Here is a 4,387-nt window from a genome sequence, read left to right as displayed (position 1 = left end):
GGCGCAGGCGCGCCAGCGCCGGCGGCAGATCCCAGTCCTGGAAGGGCGCGCCGTTCCGCAGCGCTCCGGGCTTGCGGGCCAGTACCGGCAGATAATGCCAGGGGTCATAGATCGTGCGGTTGCGCCCGAAGTAGCGGGGATGCTCGGCGACAACCTCCTCGCCGCAGCGCACGACAATGCGGTCGGCATAGGCCCGGACCTGCACCGTCCGCCGCGCCACCGTCGAGAGAACCGAGTAGCGGTTGCGATCGAAGCTGATCAGGCAGGTGCCCGTCACCGCATGCTCGCTCTCGTTAAAGGGTCGTGCGGCTGAGCGGAACAGGAAAGTGTCATAAGGCACTGTTTGGCTCGATACAGCGATAGATGGTGGCCGGGTGAACGTTGAAGGTCCTTGCGACGGCGCTAATGGACTTACCCTCGAGAACGAGTTGGCGAGCGAGCTCCGCCTGATCTGGGCGCATTTTCTTTGGGCGTCCGAAGCTCACACCGCGCGCCATCGCCGCCTTTCGCCCCTCCTCGGTTCGGCTCAATATGAGAGTCCGCTCGAACTGGGCGATCCCAGCGAATACGGTCATGATCATCACGCCAGACGGGGACGTGGTATCGGCCCAAGGTTCATCAAGCGATTGTAATCCTGCCTGCTTTTCCTTGATGCGTTCCGCGATGTGCAGGAGTTCGATGGTGGATCGCGCCAAACGATCGAGGCGGGCGACGACGAGAACATCGTCTTTGCGCAGGTGACCCATCAGCTTTTCAAGCTCGGGCCGGCCACGAGCGGCCCCCGATATTTTCTCTTCGAACATCATTTCACAGCCCGCCTCCGAGAGCCGACCGCGCTGGATTTCCAAGTTCTGATCCTCGGTGGAAACGCGCGCGTAGCCGAGCTTCATGCGACTGCTCCAGATATTGTGCGAAAGTTACTGCAAAACAATTTTGTTTCGCACATATGTTTTGCGAAGAAATTCGCCTTGTTTATCGGCATGGGCCGTCCCCTTCGCAAAAGTTGAAAGTTTCGCACGGTATGCCCACCCGTCACCTCACTGACGCCCAGCGTCAGGGCTTTGCCCGCTTTGATGGCGAACCGTCGGCCGATCAACTCGCGCGATATTTCCATCTGGACCAAACTGATCGCGACCTCATTGGAACTCTGCGCGGCGACCACAATCGGCTCGGCTTTGCCGTGATGCTGACGAGCGCCCGGTTTCTGGGCGCATTTCCAGTCTCGCCCGCCGAGATCCCAGCGTCGGTCCTGGCGGCCGTGATCGAACAACTCGCTCTTGAACCCGGCACGGACGTGGACGCCTATTTTGCGGGAAGCCGACGCATCCGGCACCTCGCGCTCATCCGGACGCACTGCGGCTTCACGGACTTTGGCGACAACGCGGTGGCACGTTTCCGGCTGACCCGATGGCTCTACGCCCTTTGCTGGAGCGGCGACGATCGGCCCGGCCCCCTGATTGATCGAGCTGCGGCCTGGCTGATCGCCAACAAGGTGCTGCTGCCGGGCGTCACGGTCGTCGAGCGCCTGGTTGGCAGGATCCGCGATCGTGCGCGGACCAGGCTTTGGCGCCATCTGGTCGCCAGCTTGAGCGATGACCAGCGCGTGCGCATCGCCGCGCTGTTTGACGATGGCGACACATCCACGTTCGCCGCCCTGGACGCGCTCCGGACCGTTCCCTCCAAGCGCATGCCGACCGAACTCTTCCGACACCTTGATCGGCTCGATGCGGTCCGGGCGTTCAATCTGCGGCCGGCGCCACCGCGGGGCGTTCCCGCCACAACCCTTGAGCGGCTCGCGCGGGTAGCGCGCGTCGGCAAGCCCTCGGCCATCGCCGCCCTTCAGGAGCCTCGTCGAACCGCGACCGTAGCCGCGCTCTTCCATACGCTCGAAGCGGCGGCCCAGGACGACGCCGCCGAGCTGGCCGAGGCTCTGCTCGCCGACTTGGTGAAAGGGGCTGAAGCCGCCGACAAACAGGCCCGCCTGCGCAGTCTGCGCGATCTCGATGGCGCCGCGATGCTGCTCCACGCAATGGGTCTGTTGGTTTTGACCGACGACGCCCTGCCCCTCAATGAATGGCGAGATGTGCTCTTCGAGCGGTTGCCCCGTCCCGACATCGAGGCCGCCATGTCCAAGGTGGAGGCGATCGCCAAGCCCGCGGAGACCAAGCCCTATGATCAACTGCGAACAAAATGGCGGAGCGCCCGGCGATTGTTCTTTGAAATCGCTACCCGCATCGAGACCGACGCTGCCCCAGGTGGCAAAAACGTCAAGGCCGCGATCAGCTACCTCAAGGGCGTGGACGACTGGTCCTCTCTCGTCAAGATGCGCGGCGCACCGATCGCTGCGGTCTCGAAGGCGTGGAGGCAACATGTCCTGGATGACGATGGCAGGATGCGCGACCCGAAGGCCTATGTCTTCGCGATCATCGATGCGTGGCGTCTGGCGATCAAGCGTCGCGATGTGTTCGCCAAGCCCGGCATCCGATACGGGGATCCCCGGCGCGGGATGCTCGAGGGCGAGTCCTGGCACAATTCCAGGTTGATGGTAGCACGCGCCCTGGGCCGATCTCTGGAAGCCGACATTGAGATTGACGGTCTCTCCCGCCTTCTCGACGAGGCATATCGACATGTCGTTGCGCGCGCCGGCGACAATCCGGACCTGCGTTTTGAGACGGTCGCCGACAAGATGGGGATTGTGGTCACGCCCCTCGACAAGCTTGATGAACCCGAGAGCCTTCGAGCACTTCGCGCCGCCGTCCAAACGCGCATGCCGAAGGCCGGAATGCCCGACATCTTTCTTGAAGTCATGGCGCGAACCGGATTTGCCAAGTCCTTTACGCATCTGAGCGAGCGTCAGGCCACCGTCGAGCACTTCGAGATAAGCCTGTGCGCGACCCTGGTCGGCGGCGCCTGCAACATCGGTCTTGAGCCGATCGTGCGCCCGGAATTTGCGGCTCTGCGTCGCGACCGTCTTTCTTGGGTCGGTCAGAATTTCATTCGGCCCGAGACCATCGCCGCGGCCAACGCCGCGATCGTTTCCGCTCACAGTCGTCTGGATATCGTCCAACATTGGGGCGCAGGCGAGGTGGCCAGCGCCGACGGCATGCGTTTTGTCGCTCCGTCGAGCGCCATACACGCCGGGCCCAACCCCAAATATTACGGCCAGGAGCGCGGCGTCACTTGGTACAACATGATTTCCAATCAGTTCAGCGGTCTGACCGGAGCGGTCATCCCCGGCACGTTGCGCGACAGCCTGGTCGTCCTGGCTCTCCTGCTGGAGCAGGAAACCGAGCTCGATCCTCTGGAGATCATGACCGACACCGCCGCCTATTCCGACGCCATTTTCGGTCTGTTCTGGCTCTTGGGCTACCGGTTCAGCCCCCGTCTGGCGGACATCGGCGACGCCAAACTCTGGCGTATCGACCGCCAGGCGAGCTATGGGCCGTTCGATCAGACCGCCTGGGGCAGGGTTAAAATCAATCTGATCCGGGAAAACTGGTCCGACCTTATCCGCTTGGCCGGATCGCTCAAGCTCGGCCACCTCAAGGCCGCAGGCGTCATGCGAATGCTGCAGGTCAAAGACCGCCCAACAACGCTGGCCAAGGCCCTGTCTGAACTCGGCCGCATCATCAAGACGCTGCATATCCTGCGATACATCGATGACCGGCCGTTCCGGCGACGAATATTGTTTCAGCTCAACCGGCAGGAATTGCGCCACAAGCTCGGTCGGCGCGTCCATCACGGCGATCGGGGCGAAATCAGAAGCCCTCTGCGTCAGGGCCAAGAGGAGCAGCTTGGGGTCCTCGGTCTGGCCCTCAACTCCATCGTCCACTGGAACGCTGTCTACATGCAGGAAACCGTGCGCCAACTCAGCGAGGCCGGGACGCCGCCGCTGCCCGCCGATATCGCTCGGCTCTCGCCGATATCTTGGCGTCACATCAATTTCCTCGGCCGCTACGACTTCTCCGTGCCTGACGCCGTCGCAAACGGCGGCCTCAGACCGCTACGCCAACCTAATTCCGAATGGGACTTTTGAAAGGAAATAATGCCCCTTACGACACTTTCCTGTTCCGCTCAGCCGCACGACCCTCTATAGGCTGTACCGCCCTAAAAACGTACCTATCGTGACCGAGGACAACGGAAAACCGCTACCTATTTGGGCAAACAGGGGAGGGGATGGTTGCTCAGTGCGCGCCCCTTCGCATGGGAAGCCCTTCCCTTGACTGGAGTACGGTAATACGCAATTATAGTTAGATAACTAAGGATATGGCCATGGAGAGAGGATTGCCGACAAAGGCGCTATGGGATCGCCTTCCCGAAATCGTTCGCTTCCGCGATCAACCGGGGATGACGGAGACCTACAGTTTTGCGGGCGCCGAGGGCACGA

At 62.1% G+C, this 4,387-nt stretch carries 2 protein-coding genes and 1 pseudogene; 1 reads left to right on the top strand and 2 read right to left on the bottom strand.

What is annotated here, in order from left to right; all coding sequences use genetic code 11:
• Positions 1 to 292: pseudogene (locus HJG53_RS18140) on the bottom strand (IS21 family transposase); the annotation flags it as partial.
• A 37-nt stretch (positions 293 to 329) separates the two neighbouring features.
• Entirely contained in the window at positions 330 to 890 is a 561-nt protein-coding gene (locus HJG53_RS18135; RefSeq protein WP_011950653.1) for a recombinase family protein, read from the bottom strand.
• A 131-nt stretch (positions 891 to 1,021) separates the two neighbouring features.
• On the opposite strand from HJG53_RS18135, the gene HJG53_RS18130 reads away from it, so the two are divergent.
• Positions 1,022 to 4,036, top strand: coding sequence for a Tn3 family transposase (locus HJG53_RS18130; protein WP_037555775.1), 3,015 nt, complete (start codon positions 1,022 to 1,024; stop codon positions 4,034 to 4,036).
• Positions 4,037 to 4,387: the final 351 nt, after the last annotated feature.

The sequence above is a fragment of the Sphingomonas sp. ID1715 genome (assembly GCF_013044515.1).
Lineage (GTDB): Bacteria > Pseudomonadota > Alphaproteobacteria > Sphingomonadales > Sphingomonadaceae > Sphingomonas_B.
The sequence above is the reverse complement of the archived record's forward strand: the minus strand, read 5'-3'. Positions and strand labels throughout refer to the sequence as shown.